The sequence below is a fragment of the Bradyrhizobium lablabi genome (genome assembly GCF_001440475.1).
GTDB lineage: Bacteria > Pseudomonadota > Alphaproteobacteria > Rhizobiales > Xanthobacteraceae > Bradyrhizobium > Bradyrhizobium lablabi.
In genome coordinates this window covers 55,323-71,113 of record NZ_LLYB01000103.1, presented here as the reverse complement: position 1 = coordinate 71,113, position 15,791 = coordinate 55,323, and the positions used below count along the sequence as shown (strand labels likewise).

Annotated in this window: 9 protein-coding genes and 5 pseudogenes; 3 read left to right on the top strand and 11 right to left on the bottom strand. The window is 64.3% G+C overall.

What is annotated here, in order from left to right; all coding sequences use genetic code 11:
- Positions 1-7: 7 nt before the first annotated feature.
- The 11 genes and pseudogenes from CQ14_RS30290 to CQ14_RS30260 form a co-directional block, all read right to left on the bottom strand.
- A complete protein-coding gene (locus tag CQ14_RS30290; protein WP_057861471.1) occupies positions 8-868 on the bottom strand; it encodes a hypothetical protein in 861 nt (286 codons plus the stop codon).
- Positions 869-1,268: 400 nt separating this feature from the next.
- Complete coding sequence (locus CQ14_RS30285; protein ID WP_199805649.1) at positions 1,269-1,748, bottom strand: hypothetical protein; 480 nt, start codon at positions 1,746-1,748, stop codon at positions 1,269-1,271.
- A 228-nt stretch (positions 1,749-1,976) separates the two neighbouring features.
- Positions 1,977-2,708, bottom strand: coding sequence for a tRNA-uridine aminocarboxypropyltransferase (locus CQ14_RS30280; protein ID WP_057861470.1), 732 nt, complete (start codon positions 2,706-2,708; stop codon positions 1,977-1,979).
- Between the two features lie 36 nt (positions 2,709-2,744).
- Positions 2,745-3,078 (bottom strand): annotated as a pseudogene (locus CQ14_RS47010) (efflux RND transporter permease subunit); the annotation flags it as partial.
- Position 3,079: 1 nt separating this feature from the next.
- A pseudogene (locus CQ14_RS47005) lies at positions 3,080-3,309 on the bottom strand (efflux RND transporter permease subunit); the annotation flags it as partial.
- A gap of 1 nt (position 3,310) precedes the next feature.
- Positions 3,311-4,979 (bottom strand): annotated as a pseudogene (locus CQ14_RS47000) (efflux RND transporter permease subunit); the annotation flags it as partial.
- Between the two features lies 1 nt (position 4,980).
- Positions 4,981-5,849: pseudogene (locus tag CQ14_RS46995) on the bottom strand (efflux RND transporter permease subunit); the annotation flags it as partial.
- Positions 5,850-8,241, bottom strand: a pseudogene (locus tag CQ14_RS30270) (efflux RND transporter permease subunit); the annotation flags it as partial.
- A 1-nt stretch (position 8,242) separates the two neighbouring features.
- Positions 8,243-9,002: efflux RND transporter permease subunit (locus CQ14_RS46990; RefSeq protein WP_245320619.1), on the bottom strand; the 760-nt coding region annotated here is incomplete at its 3' end.
- Between the two features lie 39 nt (positions 9,003-9,041).
- Positions 9,042-10,451, bottom strand: a complete 1,410-nt coding sequence (locus CQ14_RS30265) for an efflux RND transporter periplasmic adaptor subunit (protein WP_057861468.1) — start codon at positions 10,449-10,451, stop codon at positions 9,042-9,044.
- Positions 10,441-11,862 carry an efflux transporter outer membrane subunit gene (locus CQ14_RS30260; RefSeq protein ID WP_245320624.1) on the bottom strand — a complete coding sequence of 474 codons (1,422 nt, stop codon included), beginning with the start codon at positions 11,860-11,862 and terminating at the stop codon, positions 10,441-10,443. The genes CQ14_RS30265 and CQ14_RS30260 overlap by 11 nt, the downstream gene beginning before the upstream one ends.
- A gap of 456 nt (positions 11,863-12,318) precedes the next feature.
- Between CQ14_RS30260 and CQ14_RS30255 the strand changes: the two genes are divergently transcribed.
- From CQ14_RS30255 to CQ14_RS30245, 3 genes are read left to right on the top strand one after another with little or no spacing between them, the layout of a single operon-like run.
- Entirely contained in the window at positions 12,319-13,644 is a 1,326-nt protein-coding gene (locus CQ14_RS30255; RefSeq protein ID WP_057861467.1) for an NAD(P)/FAD-dependent oxidoreductase, read from the top strand.
- A 4-nt stretch (positions 13,645-13,648) separates the two neighbouring features.
- Positions 13,649-14,491 carry a DUF1365 domain-containing protein gene (locus CQ14_RS30250; protein ID WP_057861466.1) on the top strand — a complete coding sequence of 281 codons (843 nt, stop codon included), beginning with the start codon at positions 13,649-13,651 and terminating at the stop codon, positions 14,489-14,491.
- 55 nt (positions 14,492-14,546) lie between these two features.
- Positions 14,547-15,776 carry an SAM-dependent methyltransferase gene (locus tag CQ14_RS30245; RefSeq protein WP_057861465.1) on the top strand — a complete coding sequence of 410 codons (1,230 nt, stop codon included), beginning with the start codon at positions 14,547-14,549 and terminating at the stop codon, positions 15,774-15,776.
- The last annotated feature ends 15 nt before the right edge of the window (positions 15,777-15,791 follow it).

Sequence of the window (15,791 nt, the reverse complement as noted above, 5' to 3'; positions counted from 1 at the left end):
TGTTCGCTCAGGCCCGCCCCATCGCCTGAAGCCGTGGCCGTCCACCGGCAGGCTCGAGCGAGCGGCGCAATTGCTCCTCCAGTTCGTCCAACAGGAAGAAGCTGACGTCGTCGACGGAGCCGCGTCCCTTGGCGAAGGGCTGTTCGAGCAGCCGGATCAGGTACAGGACGTAGACGAACATGTAGGTGATGAATCCGAACAGCAAGGCCGCGGCCGGATCGCCCTCCGTCTTCAGCATGAGCAACAACACGATGATCGAGAATACCAGTGTCTGCACGAGCACATGCACCGAAGGAACGAACTCGACGCGCTGGATGGTGTAGATCCGCAGCAGGGCCCGGCGGATCGTGTCCTGGTTGGCGCGAAGGCGCACCACGAAATTCGCGGCCATGCCCATGCCTTCCAGGCGCCCGAGGATAGGCGTCAGCTTGCCAAGCTCGGCGAGCACGGGGGCAATGTTCTTGTGGTCATAGGTGTGGCCGAGACCGTCACGCAGCTTTCGGATCACGCCGAGGAGGATCAGCCGCGCTTCCCTGAGATTGAAGCGCTCGTTGGTCGGCGCGAAGCATTCCAGATCGCCGTCGATCGCCTCGATCGCGGTGCGCAGGACCGTCGGGATCTGCTCGGCTTCCTTGTAGTCCTTGAGAATGCTCGACAGCAGGAAGCCGATAATGAAGATGGCGCCGCCGATGCCGCTCGTCACCAGGCCGTTGAGATCGAGGAATTCGAACCCGAAATAGTGAACCATCGCCTTGACGCTACCCAGCACCAGCACGACGGCGCCGACCGTGAAGAACAGGCGAAATTTCTTCCTAAGGCTGAGTTCGGACCCGCCGAAAGGAAGATGCGAGGAGATCGAAGACGGCAAAGCGTGAATATCCTTTCCCTGGAGAACGAAGGCGGAAACAGTTCCGCCCGTTCCAATCGAGCATTTGCCAATCCAGCATTTCCGGGGGCGAATCCATCGAATTTCGAAGCCGGTTGTCCACCATGCTTCGAACGTCGCAGGCCCTGCAGATCGGTGCTGAAGACGGCCGCGCCGCAGCCGCTGGATTACAGATGCATTTGGCCGCAGATAATCATCAAGCGCGCAAATGGCTCCCGGTTTCCGGTCGCGGCGTTGGCGACATATCGCCACAACGGCGCCTCAGGCCGCCGTCGGGGGCCCATTGATCGGCCTGAATTGCCGGTGCGCCGTTAGAATATCCAGCTAATGGCCGCGACGATGAACGGTGCGGCCATTAGCAGAACCGGCCATAGCCGGAATATCACGCGGCCAGATTACTACCTGCGGCAATTTTCTTCTTGAGGGCTTCACAGACGGTGCGCACTTCTGACGTCATCAAGGAACAATCCTCGATCTGCAGGAAGTAGCGCTTGCCTTCCTCGCGATAGTTCGCCGCCAACTCCCTGATCTCGGTCACCATGGCGTGAACGCCCGCGACCATCGCCTCACACTTCTTGGCGGCCTCGGACAGTTCGGCGCCGAGCGCTTCAATCTCTTTCACAGCCGCGTCGTATTCGCGGACCACGGCCTCGGCCGAGAGCTTGCCGACCTGATTGACGCCTTCCTTGTGCTCGACGTAATCGGGCATCGGGCCCTTCGGCAACGGATGATCGTAGCCGTTGGACGCTCCTCCGATTACCGGCCCTCGCCGGGTTCTGTTGATGATGTCGCCGATTTCCCCTTCAAGTTCATCAGCGTCGAGTAACGGAGAACGCGTGAGAATTTCTGTGCTTAAAGTCATCGACTATCGCTCCAAATTGTTACGCGGAGAGTGCCGAATTTAGCATCGTCAAGAGCGGTGTCACCCTTGTCCACAGCCGTTTCTGGGGCAAACAAGGGGTAGTTATGTCGTGATGCGGACATTGGAACCCGGCCCGGAGCAGCCCCCGCACGGCGAGCGTGACCACCCCATAGCGCGTCGCGCGGGAGCGACAGGAGTCGGCGCCAACGGTCCCTTCGAGCGCCGCCGTTACCCCCGCTTGCGCCGCCGCCAGTCGCGCTTCTTCGGCTTCGGCGCAAGTTCTGGCTTCTCCGCCTGCACCTCGCGATACCGTGCCAGCATCCGATCGAAACTGGCGTTGAGCGCTTCTGCGATCTCGGGCCGCTTTTCGAGCCTGGCCAGCAGCAGGCCTGCGGCCTCGATGGTGGAGAGGCCGTCGCGGCGCGGTTCCTTGCGCAGCTTGCCGTAACGCGAGGGGCGCTTCGGCCCGAGAATGACGCGCTGGCACTTCAGCATCCACGCATTGCGCCACCACAGCGCCTTAGCCTGGCTCCAGGTTCCGTCAAGCAGCACGACGCCTTCGATATCTCCAAGGATGGCGCGCTGGTGCGGCTCGATTTCCCCCTTGCGGTTGATCGCGACGATCTCGGCATCGGTATCGAGGTCGGCGACCTTGGCCGAGCCGAGATAGAGCACAGCCCAGCGCGAGGGATCGTGAACCGTCCGTCCCAGAGCCTTGGACAGGCTCGGCCAGGACAGGCCGATTTTAACCACCGCACCCTCGAAATGCTGCGCCGTCAGCCGCGCCGTGCCGAGCGCCCTGTCCTGCTCCTGCGGATGTTGCAGAATCAGCAACGAGATCCTGCTTTCGACCGGGGTGACGCTGTCGCAGATGCAGAGCGGCAGCGGCTTGCCGCAACGTGGACAGTCCGGAACGGCCTCAACAGTGGCGCCGGTCTGGGAATGGGATGGGTCTGACATCCGCCCGCTATACGCTGTCCGTGCCCGGGTATTCAACTACTCGGCGGGGGCTGCGACCGCGGCCGGCCGGGATCGCTGGCGCAGCCGGTCGATCAGCAGGTAGATCACCGGCGTGGTGTAGAGCGTCAGGATTTGCGAAACGAACAGGCCGCCGATGATGGTGATGCCGAGCGGCCGGCGCAGCTCGGTGCCGGGCCCGGTGGCGATGACCAGCGGAATGCCGGCGAACAGCGCCGCCATTGTCGTCATCAGGATCGGGCGGAAGCGGGCGCGGCAGGCCTCGAAGATCGCATCCGCCGAGGACAGGCCGCGGTTGCGCTCGGCATCGAGCGCGAAATCGACCATCATGATACCGTTCTTCTTGACGATANCCGATCAAGAGAATGATGCCGACGAAGGCGATCACGGTGAGCGGCGTGTTGGTCACCTGCAGTGCCAGCAGCGCCCCTAACCCCGCCGACGGCAGCGTCGAGATGATCGTGATCGGATGCGCCAGGCTCTCATAGAGCACGCCGAGCACGATATACATCGCGACCAGCGCGCCGAGGATCAATAGCGGCTGCCGCCCGCTGGTCTTGTTGAAATCGCCGGCGTTGCCGTCNAAAACTGCCGCGGATGCCTTCCGGCATGTGCAGTTCCTCGACCGCGCGCTGGATGTTTGTGGTCGCGACTTCCAGCGGCACGTCGGGCAGCAGGTTGAACGAGACCGTCGTCGAAGGGAACGATTGCGAGTGATAGACCGCCAGCGGCGACAGGCCGCGCTGGTAGCGCACCACGGCCGATAGCGGCACCTGGGCGTCGTTGGCGCCGGCCACGAAAATGCGCTCCAGATTGGACGGATCCGCCTGGAATTTCGGGTCGATCTCCAGCACCACCATGTACTGGTTGCGCTGGGTATAGATGATCGAAATCTGCCGCTGCGCGAACGCATTGTTCAGGGCATTGTCGATGTCCTGGACGCGAACGCCCAGGCTCGATGCGGTCTTGCGGTCGATCACCAGCGACAATTGCAATCCACCGGGATCGCGGTCGCTGGAGATGTCGGTGATGCCCTCCACCGTCTCCATGCGCTTGGCGACGATGGGCGCCCATTTCTGCAAGAGGTCGAGGTTGGTGCTCGCCAGCGTATATTGATAGTCGGAATCGCTCTGCCGGCCGCCGGTGCGGATGTCCTGTGCCGCGAACATGAACAGGCGGATGCCGGCCACCCGGTAGAGATTGCGCCGCAGGCGATCGATCACCTGCGCCGTCGACACGCCTTCCCGCTCCTCCGGCGGTTTCAGGCTGATGAACATGGTGCCGCGGTTGGAACCGCCGCCGCCCGGCCCGGCACTGCCGCCGAGCGAGGAGCCGACGCCTGCGACCGCCGGATCGGCCATCACGATGTCAGCCAGTTGCTGCTGCAGCCCCAGCATCGCCTGGAACGAGGTATCGGCTGACGCGCGCGTGGAGCCGATCACGAAGCCGCTGTCGTCGGTCGGAAAATAACCCTTCGGCGTCTTGATGTAGAGCACCACCGTCAGGGCGATGGTGGCAAAGAACACGAGCAGCGTCAGGAACGGGAAGTTCAATACCGCGCGCAAGGTCGAGGCATAGAAGGCGACGATGCGCGACAGCGTGCCCTCGACGAGGCGGTCGAACCATGTCGCATGGTCGGACGTCGCTTCCTTGATGTAATGCGCGCAGATCATCGGCGTGATCGTGAGCGACACCACGGTCGAGACCACGATGGCAAAGGTCAGCGTCAGCGAAAACTCGCGCAGCAGCCGGCCGACGATGCCGTCCATGAAGATCAGCGGCGTGAACGCCGCGATCAAGGACAGGCTGATCGACAGCACGGTAAAGCCGATCTGCTTGGCACCTTCGAGCGCCGCCGGATACGGCGCCATGCCCTGTTCGAGGTTACGGTACATGTTCTCGATCATGACGATGGCATCGTCGACCACGAAGCCGACCGAGATCGCCAGCGCCATCAAGGACAGATTGTCGATCGAGAAGCCGGCGAGCCACATCCCGGCGCAGGTGCCGGCCAGCGCCAGCGGCACCGAGACGCCGGCCGCGATTGTCGGCGTCAGCCGCCGCAGGAAGGCGAATACGACGACCATGACCAGGAAGGCGGTCGCCAGCAGCGTGAACTGCATGTCCAGCACGCTGGCGCGGATGGTGCCGGTGCGGTCGACCAAGGTCGAAATTTCCACCCCGCCAGGCAGCCACTGTTTCAGTTCCGGCAACAGCGCCCTCACCCGATCGACGGTGTCGATCACATTGGCANCCCTGCTTGGTGATCTGGATCAGCACCGCCGGCTGCTTGTTGAACCAGGCGATCGAGCGGCTGTTGCGGACGGAATCCTCGACGTCGGCGACGTCGGCGAGGCGGACGAAATTGCCGCCCGCGCTCTTGACGATGATGTCGCGGAATTCGATCGCGGTGCGCATCTGCCGGTTGGTCGAGATCGTCTCGCTCTGGCGGCCGCCGTTGAAGATCCCGACCGGCCCCAGCGGATTGGCGTTGATGATCGCCTGACGAACGTCGTCGGTTGCAATTCCCGCATTCGACAGCGCCACGGGATTCAGCGCGATGCGCACCGCCGGCTGGTCGGCGCCGGTGACGTTGACCTCGCCAACACCAGGCACCTGCGAGATGCGCTGCGCGATCACGGTGTCGGCGACGTCATACATCGCGCTCGTCGTCAGCGTCTTCGAGGTCAGCGCCAGCACGAACACCGGCGCCGCCGCAGGGTTGGCCTTGCGGAAGCGCGGCAGCGAGGGCAGGTCGCTCGGCAGATCGGCCAGCGATGCGTTGATCGCAGCCTGCACGTCGCGCGCGGCGCGGTCGATGTCGCGGCCGATCGAGAATTGCAACTGGATGCTGGTGGAGCCGAGCGAACTGGTCGAGGTGATCTGGTCGAGGCCCGCGATCTGGCCGAGACGGCGCTCCAAGGGCGCTGCGACGGTCGACGCCATCACGGAAGGGTCAGCGCCCGGCCGCGTCGCGGACACCCGGATCATCGGGAAATCGACGTTCGGAACGGATGACACCGGCAGGAAGACGTAGGCGACGATGCCGACCAGGAAGAGCCCAATCGCCAGCAGCGTGGTGCCAACCGGCCGCCGAATGAAGGGCTCCGAGATCGATGCCATCTACTGCATCCCCTCGGTGGCGCCGGCGACCGTGGGTCCGGGCGGCCCCGGGTCCGGCACGGTCTTCTCGATTTTGCGATTGATCCGGTCGAGCGCCAGATAGATCACCGGCGTCGTATAGAGCGTCAGCAACTGGCTCAGCAGCAGACCGCCGATGATGGAAATGCCGAGCGGAAAACGCAACTCGGCGCCGGTGCCGCTCTCGATCGCCAGCGGCAATGCGCCGAACAGCGCGGCCAGCGTCGTCATCATGATCGGGCGGAAGCGCAGCAGGCAGGCCTGCACGATCGCCTCGTACGGCGACATGCCCTGATGCCGCTCCGCCTCCAGCGCGAAGTCGATCATCATGATCGCGTTCTTCTTGACGATGCCCATCAAGAGAATGATGCCGATCAGGCCGATCACCGAGAGGTCCTGCCCGAACAGCATCAAGGCCAGAATGGCGCCGACGCCTGCGGAGGGCAGCGTCGAGAGGATGGTGATCGGGTGGATGTAGCTCTCGTAGAGCACACCCAGCACGATGTAGATCGTGACGATCGCCGCCAGAATCAGCCAGGGCTGGCCGGCCAGCGATTTGGAGAACTCGGCCGCATCGCCCGCATAGACGCCGACGATGCTGCCGGGCATGCCGATCCTGGTCTCGATCTTCTTGAGCTCCTCGACGGCATCGCCGAGCGCCTCGCCGGGCCCGAGGTTGAAGCTGAGCGAGACGGCCGGGAACTGCGCCAGATGCGAAATCGCCAGCGGCGCGGTGGTGCGGGTCAGCGTCGCCACCGCCGACAGCGGCACCTGTGCGTTAGGCCCGCCGACAACGGTACTCGCTGTCCCCGGCAGATAAAGCTTTGAGAGGATCGAAGGATCGCGCTGGTACATCGGCATCGCCTCCAGCACCACGCGGTACTGGTTGGCCTGGCCGTAAATCGTCGAAATCTGCCGCTGCGCGAAGGCGTCGTTGAGGGTGTCGTTGACCGCCTGGATGTTGACGCCGAGCTGGCCGGCGCGCTGACGATCGATATTGAGCGCGGCACGCAGGCCGCCCTCCTGCGCTTCCGACGAGACGTCGCGGAACAGCGGATCCTTGCGCATTTCGGCAATCAGCTTCTGCGACCACAGCGACACTTCCGCCGCGTCGGTGCCGGTCAGCGTATACTGGTACTGCGAGCGGCTCGACTGGGTCGAAATCTGCACGTCCTGCACCGGTTGGAAATAGATGGTCATGCCGGGGATGGAAGCGGTGCGCCGCTTCAGGCGGTCGACCACGACCGAAATATCATCCTCCCGCTCGCCGCGCGGCCGCAGCGTCATCACGAGACGCCCGACATTGGTGGTCGGATTGACCGAGCCGGCGCCGATCACGGAGACCACGCCGACGACATCCGGATCGGCCTGGATCGCGGCCGCGGCCGCCGCCTGCCGGCTCTGCATCTCGGCAAAGGAAACGTCGGGGCCCGCCTCGGTCACCGCCGTGATCGACGCGGTGTCCTGCAGCGGCAGGAAACCTTTCGGCGCGGCCACATACATCAGAAGCGTCGCGACAATGGTGGCGAAGGTCACCACCAGCGTCGCGCGCTGGCGCTGCAGCACCCACAGCAGCGTGCGATGGTAGAAGGCGACCATGCGGTCGATGAGGCGACTGACGGCCGCAAGGCCGGGGACCGTCATCTCCTCGCCGACATGCTTGAGCAGCCGCGAACACATCATCGGCGTCAGCGTCAGCGACACGATCGCCGAGGTCACGACCGCAATCGTCAGCGTCAGCGCGAACTCGCGGAACATGCGTCCGACCAGCCCGGACATGAACAATAGCGGGATGAAGACCGCGATCAGCGATACCGTCAGCGAGATCACGGTGAAGCCGATTTCGCTGGCGCCCTTCAGCGACGCCTCCATCACGGACTCGCCGTTTTCCATGTGACGGACGATGTTCTCGATCATCACGATGGCGTCGTCGACCACGAAGCCGGTGCCGATCGTGAGCGCCATCAGCGACAGATTGTCGAGGCTGAAGCCTGCGAAATACATGATGCCGAAGCTCGTGATCAGCGACAGCGGCAGTGCCACGCCCGCGATCAGGGTGGCGCGGAGCGAGCGCAGGAACAACAGCACCACCAGCGTCACCAGCACTACGGCAAGAATCAGCGTGAACTGGACGTCCCGCACCGAGGCGCGAATGGTAACGGTGCGGTCGGAGACCACGTTCAGTTTGACGCCGGCCGGGATCGAGCGTTGCAGCTTGGGAATTTCCTCCCGGATCTGCCTGACGACCTCGATGACGTTGGCGCCGGGCTGCCGCTGGATGTCGATGATCACGGCCGGCGTGCCCTGATACCAGCCGCCGGTCCGATCGTTCTCCAGCCCATCGATGATGATGGCGACGTCGCCGATCGTGACCNCCGGGGAGCCGTTGCGATAGGCGATGATGATCGGCTTGTAGGCTTCCGCCGCCGCGATCTGGTCGTTGGCGGCGATGGTATAGGCCTGCTGCGCGCCATCGAGCGATCCCTTCGGCCCCGACACATTGGCGCCCGCGATGGCATTGCGCAGGTCCTCCATCGAGATGCCGTAGGCGGCGAGCCGTGCCAGATCGGCCTGCACCCGCACCGCCGGCTTCAGCCCGCCGAGGATAGCGACGCGTCCGACGCCGGAAATCTGGCTGAGCCGCTGGCCGAGGAGCGTGTCGGCGATATCGCTCATCGCACGCAGCGAGATCGTCTCCGACGTCAGCGCCAGCGTCAGCACCGGCGCATCCGCCGGATTGACCTTGGCGTAGGTCGGCGGATACGGCAGGTTTTTCGGCAAGATCCCCGCGGCGGCATTGATCGCGGCCTGCACGTCCTGGGTGGCGCCGTCGATGTCGCGGTTGAGGTCGAACTGCAGCGAGATCTGGCTGACACCGTAGGAAGAGGTCGACTGCATCGACGACAGCGACGGGATCTGCCCGAGCTGGCGCTCCAGCGGCGCGGTGATCAGGGACGCCACCACATCGGGGCTCGCGCCCGGCAGTTGCGTCGTCACCTGCACGGTCGGGAAATCGACCTGCGGCAGCGCCGATACCGGCAGCGCCCAATAGCCGAGCGCGCCGCCGATCATCAGCGCGATCCCCAACAGCGAGGTCGCGATCGGCCGGCGGATGAACGGTTCGGATACGCTCATGGTTGCGTACTCATGGCTTTGCGAAGTTGGTTCAGACGATCAAGGCTGCGACTTCGCCGCGCCGCCCGATGGCTCGCCTCTCGCTGGTCCGGTTTGTCCCTTCTGGTCGCCCTCGCCGCGCTCCCGCTTGCCGCGGTGCTCCCCGTCCTTGCCAGGACCAGCTTCCTTGCCAGGACCGCCTTCCTTGCCTGGACCGCCCTTGGCATCCGGGCTGCGGCTGCGCTTGCGCGGCGCCAGATCGGCGGTCGGCGCCCGGTCGTCGGTGCCGATCAGGACCTTGGCGCCGTCGGACAGGTTTGCAAAGCCTGTCGTCACGACGCGATCGGACGTCGAGAGCCCGCTCGCGATCACCGCGTCGTTCTCGTTCTGCTGCGTCACCACGATCGCCTTGGCGGTCGCAATATCGCCCGGCCCGATCACATAGCTGAACGTGCCGGCGGGGCCGCGCTGCACCGCCGAGGTCGGCACCACGATCACCTTATCCAGCGTTTCGACCTTCAGCCGAACATTGACGAACTGGCCGGGCCAGAGCTGGAATTTGGCGTTCGGAAACTCCGCCTTCAGCTTCAGCGTGCCCGTGGTCGGATCGACCTGATTGTCGATACCCTTCAGCGTGCCGGTATCGGCGACCGCCACGCCGTCATTGCCGAACACGTCCACCGCGAGCGGTCCCTTGGCGGCAGCGGCGTTGACGCGCACGATCTGCTGTTGCGGCAGGCTGAACTGCACCGCGATCGGCTGCAACTGCGTCAGGATGACGAGCCCGGTCGCGTCTGCGGCGCGGATGATATTGCCCTGGTCGACCTGACGCAGGCCCGCGCGCCCGGTCAGCGGCGCGATGATTTTGGTGTAGCCGAGCATCGCCTGCGCATTGTCGATCGCCGCCTGGTCGGCCTTCACCAGCGCCTCCTGCTGGGCGACCACCGCGCGTTGCGTATCGGCCTGCTGCTTGGAGCCGGCGTTCGAGGCGGCAAGCTGCTGATAGCGCGCCAGATCGAGCTTCTGGTTGGCGAGCAGCGCCTCGTCCTGCGCCTTCTTGGCCACCGCCTGATCGTACTGCGCCTGGTAGATCACCGGATCGATCTCGGCCAGCACGTCGCCCTGCTTGACGTCCTGGCCTTCGACGAAGTTGACCTTGATCAGCTTGCCGTCGACCTGCGAGCGCACTGTCACCGTATTCAGCGCACGGACCGAGCCGACCGCGTCGAGATAGACCGGGACATCCTGCGTGCGCGGCGTCGCCGCCAGTACCGGCACCGGGAGGTCAGGGCGTGCGCCGGGCCCGTTGCGGCCGCCCGGCTTCTGCTGAAAGGCGTTCCAGCCGAGATAGCCGAGCCCGCCGAGGATCAGCAGCGTGATCGTCAGCGACACCATCCGCCGGCCAATGCCGCGCGCGACGCGCTTTCCCGCCGTCTTCGCGTCGTGGTTCACTTCCGGCTTAAAGAGCATCGACCGGCCTTTCCATCCTTGGCTCCCAGCCGCCCCCCAGCGCCTGATAGAGGCTGACGATCGCCTGCAGCCGGGCCAGTTGGGCCTGCCACAGCAAATCCTCCGCCTGGAATAACGTCGTCTGCGTATTTAGCACAGTTACGATATCGGCGGTTCCAGCCCGCAACTGCTGCTCGGCAAGCTGGAAGGCCCGCCGCGATGCCGCCACCACTTCGCGCTGCAGCCGCAGCCTCTCCGTGGTCTGGCGGATCGAGTACAGGGCGTTATCGACATCGGCAAAGGCCTGCACCACGGTCTTGCGATAGATCTGCAGCAACTCGTCCTGCCGCGCTTTGGTGAACTCGAAATTGCCGAGGATCCTGCCGCCGTCGAAGATCGGCTGGGTCAGGCTGCCGACCATGCTGAAGAAGGCGGCGTGCGGCTGAAACAGCGAGGACAGCGCCGAGCTTTGATAGCCGCCCTGCCCGGTCAATTGAATGCTTGGAAAGAACTGCGCGCGGGCATTGCCGACATTGGCGGTCGCCGAGGCAAGCTGCGCCTCCTGTCGGCGGATGTCAGGGCGCTGCGTCAGCAACTCCGACGGCAGGCCGGGCGTGACCCGCGGCGAGGCGATCTGGTTGAGCGACCCGCCCTTGACGCGAACGGATTCCGGCGGCCGCGACACCAGGGTTGCCAGCGCGTTGATGTTCTGGTCGAGCGTCTGTTTCAGCGGTGGCACCTGCGCGCGCTGGTTGGCGACCACACTCTCCTGCTGCGCGACGTCGAGGTCGGTTCCGGTGCCGGCTTTGAAGCGGTCGCGGATGGCGTTGAGGATGCGCTCGGCGCTGGCGATGTTCTGCTGCGCGGTCCGAAGCCGGTCCTGCGCGGTCAGCACCTGGAAATAGGCGTTGGCCACCGTCGTCAGCGTGGTCAGCGCGACGACGTCGCGGTCGAAGCGGTTGGCGATCGCGGTCTCTTCGGCGGCTTGCGCGGCGTCGCGGTTCTTGCCCCAGAAGTCCAGCTCGTAACTGGCGCTGAGCGAGGCGGAGTAATTGACGACCTCACGGCCGCCAATGCTCAGGCCGCTGGCGCTGGATCCGGAGGTGCGGGAATAGCTCTCCGAGCCGTTGCCGTTGAGCGTAGGCAACAGCGCCGCGCCTGCGATTCGCGCCTGCGCATCGGCCTGTTGGAACCTCGCCGTGGCGGCGGCGATGTCCAGATTGACGGTCTGCGCCTCCTCCATCAGGTCCGTTAGCTCCCGCGAGCGGAAGCCGCGCCACCAGTCGAGCGTCGGCGGCGCATCCTTGGGCTTCGAAAGCCGGGCCGCCTTGTAGCCCTCGGGAATGTCGAGCGCGGGATCGGGCAGGTCCTTGGTCAGGATACAGCCCGCGGAACTGGCAACCAGGCCAAGCACCGCAAGCGATCGCGCCAGCCGCTTGCCGCCGGGGACGAGAGCACACCAGCCTTCCGTCGCCGCAGTTACAATTCGCTGGGTCACACCCGTTCTCCACCGGGCAAATCCCGGCTCGACGCGCGACGAGCGCTTCTCCTGGTGGCCTGCAACTTCACGGGGTGATGCTTCCGTTAGAACTGAGCGGATATTAGCCTTGCGACTCAAGCGCGGACAGCCCCGCGCAGGTCTTCACCCATAGTCGGTTCGGGCGCGCAAAACAGCCGGCAAAGCGTTCGGTCCCTCTTATTTTATAGAGTTTCCAGTCATATCGGGACGCCGCAGGACCGCCGGAATCTTACGAAGATTTCATGGGGCTTTTCCCCTGTCCTGACGCCCGGAATCCGCCTCCCGAGCAGCGAAAGCCGTTGCCTGTGGCCGATTTGAAACTCCGGGAACAGCCCACCGTATCTCGCCCCGTGCAATGGAGGGCCAAAAATGCGCGTTGCGGTGGTGGGTACGGGAATCAGCGGCAACGCCGCGGCCTGGATCTTGTCGAAACATTATCCGGTCACGGTCTACGACCGCGAACTCTGGCCCGGCGGCCACAGCCACACCGTCAGCATCGATTATGACGGCGACAGGCTTGCCGTCGACATCGGCTTCATTGTCTACAACGAACTGAACTATCCCGACCTCACGGCGCTGTTTGCCCATCTTGGCGTCGAAACCGTCGAAAGCTGCATGAGCTTTGCCGTGACGGCGGACACCGGCCGCTTCGAGTGGAAAGGCGGCGGCAACAACTGGTTCGAGACCGCTTGCGGGCTGTTCGCGCAACCCATCAACCTGTTGTCGCCCTCCTACCTCTGGATGCTGCGCGATATCCTTACCTTCAACCAGCAGAGCGTCGAGGATTACGCCGCGGGCAAACTGGCGGGACTGACGCTTCGCGAATATTTCCGCACGCGTCATTTTGCGCCGCGGCTGTTGACCGACTATCTGGCGCCGATGGGCGCCGCGATCTGGTCGGCGCCATCGAGCGAGATCCTGGATTTCCCGGCCGAAAACTTCGTCGCCTTTTTCGCCAATCATCGCCTGCTGCAATATGACCGCCCGGTCTGGCGCACCGTGAAGGGCGGCAGCCAGCGCTATGTCGACAAACTGACCGCCTCATTCCGCGACCGGATCAAGCTCGGCTGCGCCGTCACCGCCATCGAGCGCACCGCGCATGGCGTCGTCGTGCACGACAGCCACGGCAAGACCAGCGCCTACGACCATGTCGTGATTGCGTCCCACAGCGATCAGGCACTGGCGATGCTGTCGGACGCCGACGATCGCGAGCGTTCAATCCTTGGCGCTATCGGCTATTCCCCCAACACGATTTACCTGCATCGCGACACCAGCCTGATGCCGAAGCGCCGGCGCGCCTGGGCCGCGTGGAATTTCCTGCGCTGGCCGCGTCAGGGAGGCGTCGACCCAAGCGTCGACAACGACGTCTCCGTCACCTACTGGATGAACGAGCTGCAGGGCATCGATCCCGACAAGCCGCTGTTCGTCAGCCTCAACCCGCCGATCGCGCCCGATCCCACGTTGACCTTCCGCAAGTATCGCTGCGAGCATCCGCAATATAACGCGGCCGCCTTTGCCGCCCAGAAGCGCCTGCCCGAAATTCAAGGCAAGCGGCATACCTGGTTCTGCGGCGCATGGACCGGATACGGTTTCCACGAGGACGGATTGCGCTCGGGCCTTGCGGTCGCCGAAGCGCTCGGCGCGACGACGCCATGGCGCGAAGCGCCGCGAGCGCTGGCGGAAGCCGCGGAGTAACCCCATGCGGGAAACACCGACAACAGCCGACGCTGCGGCGCTTTACATCGGCGACGTCATGCATGCGCGGTTGAGGCCGATCGGCCATCGCTTCAGCTACCGTGTGATGAGCCTGCTGATCGATCTGGACCGGCTGGAAGACGCGGACCGGCAGTCGCCGCTGTTCGGCGTCAACCGCGCGGCGCTCTACAGTTTTCACGAGGCCGACCATGGCACGCGAGATGGCTCATCCCTGCGCGCCTATGCGCAGCGTTGCGCAGCCGAGCGCGGCATCGACCTCACGGGCGGACGGGTGCTGCTGCTCTGCTATCCCCGCCTGCTCGGCTACGCATTCAATCCGTTGTCGGTCTATTTCTGCTATCGCGCGCGCGGTGATCTGGCGCTCCTGATCTACGAGGTGCGCAACACCTTTGGCGATATCCACGCTTACGTCCTTCCGGTGACTTCTGGCGATGTCAGTTGTGCCGGCGTGCGGCAGCGGCAGGACAAGCTGTTCTACGTCTCACCCTTTATCGAGATGGCGATGCGCTACCATTTTCGCGTGCTGCCGCCGGGCGAGCGTGTGCAGTTGCGAATTCTGGAAACCAGCCGCGAAGGCCCCCTGCTCGCTGCAACCTTCAATGGTCGCCGCCACACGCTCAACACCAAGGAGTTGTTACGGGCGTGCTTCGCTCTGCCGCTGGTCACCTTCAAGGTGATGGCGGCGATCCACTGGGAAGCGCTGCGGCTCTGGCTCAAGGGCGCGCGGCTGGTGCCGCGGCAGCATGCCGCCTTCAATACCGGCTTGGCGAGCGGGAACGGCAACGATTATACTTCGCCAGCGTTGTCCGCCCATGCCAAAGACTGAGCAGGGCCGATCGGCCATGCGAAGTCGGGGTAAACCGACGTTCGATGGATCGCACATGTCCGAGTTGATTTCGGTCACATCGGAAACCGTAGACGCAACGTTTCCGGAATTGCCCCGCCTGGTCCGTCTGGCGCTGGGCTTCGGTTCAAAGCTGCAACATGGCACGCTCGACGTGACGCTGGCCGACGGTCGCATGGTGCGGCTGGGCGGCAACGGGCCGGGCCCGGCGGCGGCGATGAAGATCTACGATTACGGCTTTGCCTCGCGGCTCCTGCGCGGCGGCGACATCGGCATTGCCGAAGCCTATCTGCGCGGCGAATGGGACACGCCCGACCTCACGCAATTCCTCTATCTGTTCTGCGTCAACCAGGATTGGATGCAGACGATGCTGGTCGCCAACCCGCTGGCGCGCACGCTGCAGTTCGTCAGGCATTGGCTCAACCGCAATACGCGGCGGCAGGCCCGACGCAACATCTATGCGCATTACGACATCGGCAACGCCTTCTATTCGGCGTGGCTCGATCCCAGCATGACCTATTCGTCTGCCTTGTTCGAGGACGACACGCCCGACCTGACGGCCGCGCAACACAACAAGTATCGGCGGCTGGCCGAGGCCATCGATCTGCGGCCGGGCCAGAAGCTGCTGGAGATCGGGTGCGGCTGGGGCGGCTTTGCCGAATATGCCGCCAGGACGTTCGGCGCCAAGGTCACAGGCCTCACCATCAGCAAGGAGCAGCGCGATTTCGCTGCTGCGCGGATTCACAATGCCGGGCTCAGCGACAAGGTCGAGATCAAGCTCAGGGATTATCGCGACGAACGCGACCGCTACGACCGCATCGCCTCGATCGAGATGATCGAGGCCGTCGGGGAGCAATTCTGGCCGAACTATTTTTCACAGTTGCGCGACCGCCTGCTGCCCGGAGGGCTCGCCGGCATCCAGGCCATCACCATCCAGGACAACCTGTTCCAGACCTATCGCCGCGAAGTCGACTTCATCCAGCGCTACGTTTTCCCGGGCGGCATGCTGCCCTCGCCGCAGATTCTGAAAATGCTGGGCGAGCGTTTCGGCGTTCCCGTCATCCGCGAGCGCATCTTTGGGCAAGATTATGCCAAGACGCTTGCGATCTGGCGAAACAATTTCCGCGCGGCTTGGCCTAACCTGATGCCATCAGGTTTCGACGATCGCTTCCGGCGACTCTGGGAATATTACCTCGCCTATTGCGAGGCCGGTTTCCTGTCGGGAAATATCGATGTGCGCCAGGTGGTATTTGCGAAATCGGGCTGACCTGCCCTGCCCCAA

What these genes read in the sequence shown, in the direction of transcription:
- CQ14_RS30250 (WP_057861466.1), top strand. Translation starts at nt 13,649, where the DNA reads ATGCGGGAAACACCGACAACAGCCGACGCTGCGGCGCTTTACATCGGC.
- CQ14_RS30265 (WP_057861468.1), bottom strand. Translation starts at nt 10,451, where the DNA reads ATGCTCTTTAAGCCGGAAGTGAACCACGACGCGAAGACGGCGGGAAAG.
- CQ14_RS30245 (WP_057861465.1), top strand. Translation starts at nt 14,547, where the DNA reads ATGTCCGAGTTGATTTCGGTCACATCGGAAACCGTAGACGCAACGTTT.
- CQ14_RS30285 (WP_199805649.1), bottom strand. Translation starts at nt 1,748, where the DNA reads ATGACTTTAAGCACAGAAATTCTCACGCGTTCTCCGTTACTCGACGCT.
- CQ14_RS30255 (WP_057861467.1), top strand. Translation starts at nt 12,319, where the DNA reads ATGCGCGTTGCGGTGGTGGGTACGGGAATCAGCGGCAACGCCGCGGCC.
- CQ14_RS30280 (WP_057861470.1), bottom strand. Translation starts at nt 2,708, where the DNA reads ATGTCAGACCCATCCCATTCCCAGACCGGCGCCACTGTTGAGGCCGTT.